This window comes from Longirhabdus pacifica, assembly GCF_004115085.1.
Taxonomy (GTDB): domain Bacteria; phylum Bacillota; class Bacilli; order Paenibacillales; family DSM-105158; genus Longirhabdus; species Longirhabdus pacifica.
The window spans coordinates 1-1,626 of the sequence record NZ_QXJP01000054.1; the positions used below are offsets into that span (position 1 = coordinate 1).

General features: G+C 34.9%; 1 protein-coding gene. It reads left to right on the forward strand.

Going from position 1 to position 1,626, the window contains the following annotated elements; genetic code table 11:
* Positions 1-1,626, forward strand: a 1,626-nt coding sequence (locus D1Z92_RS17015; protein WP_164931697.1) for an ankyrin repeat domain-containing protein, incomplete at both ends; no start/stop codon positions are given.

The following is a 1,626-nucleotide window of genomic DNA, read 5'->3' on the forward strand; positions in this document are numbered from 1 at the left end:
ATATTAGACAATGTGAATAACGTTGCGGATGAGAACAAACAAAATGCAGAGCATATGATCATTATCAATGGGTATAAGCTGGACACCGAGCAGCACGCTCCATATTATGTAGAAAATGAGGAATATCCAGATGACTATTCATCAAGTGTTTTTGTTCCTTTTGTAGATACATTAAAAGCCTTTGGTGGAACAGTGAAAATAACAGATGCACAACATATGGTTTATACGTATCAGGATCAGACATTTAATATTAAAATTGCTAACGACCAAATTACGATAAAAGAAATAAATAGAGAACTACCGATTCAAACAAAAGAGGATATTGTTTATATTTCTGTTTATGAATTACACAGATTTCTATCAGTAGAAGAGGAAGATTGGGATGAATACAATATTATTTATTTAGTTACAGAAGATACTCCTCTTATAGTAGAAGCAATACAAAATGAAGAAAATGATTTGAGTAAAGTGAAGCAATTAATAACAAATGGATCAGATGTAAATGCAAGAGATAGCTACGGTGAACCTCTTTTACAAATGGCAATAGAAAAACAAAATAAGGAGTTAGTAGCGTTATTACTGCATGAAAAAGTAGATCTTAACGCAGAATTATATCTAATGAAAGGACAAACATTGCTAGATGTAGCATTTAAAGAGGGTAACAAAGAGATATTGTCTATGATGCTTAACGCTACGTCAGAAATCAATGATGATGATGCATTATTTTATGAAGCAGTTCAAGCAATATTAGATAATAACCAGCAAGCATTACAGCAAGTGAAGAATAAAGGATTCGATATGAATACACCCAATAAAGCTGGAGATACATTATTGTCCGCAATAGCTCAATGGGACAAAGAATCAGTGGCTATGTTGACTGAATTAGGAGCGAACGTGGATACATTGAATTCAGAAGGTATGACACCATTAATGCAAGCAGCTGAGAAAGGAAATACAGAAGTTGTTTCCTACTTATTACAAAAAGGAGCAAATAAAGATCTGCAACAAGCATCAGAAGAAACCTTGCCATTTTCAGCACTTATGTTTGCAGTATATAAAGGTCATACAGAAACCGTGCAAGTATTATTGGATGCAGGTGTAAATGTAGACTTACAAAATATTGATGGAGACACTGCATTACATGTTGCATTAATATATGCTAAGGGAGCATCTTTACGCGAAGAATTAGCACTATCTCTAGTTAATGCAGGTGCTGATGTGAGCATACAAAATGAATTTGGTTATACCGCACTACATTTAAGTCCGTCCGTTAAGTTAGCTCGTGCAATCATAGAATCGGATGATAATATCAATCTCGATGTGAAAGACGGACAAGGACATAGTGCACTGGATGAGGCAGTAGTGAATGGAAATAAAGAAATGCAGCAACTTCTACTTTCAAAAGGTGCAACGGAAAGCGAACTTAGCTTTGGATCAGTGGCATTAAAAAGAGCTGTTCGTTCCGGGGATTTGGAAAAGGTTAAACAGTTGGTGAACGATGGTGCAAACGTGAAGGAACAATCTGCAGAAACTGATGGGTTCACTCTTCTAATGAAAGCCATTATGAGTAATAATATAGATTTAACAAAATATTTAATTGACCAAGGTGTAGATGTAAGTTCTTTA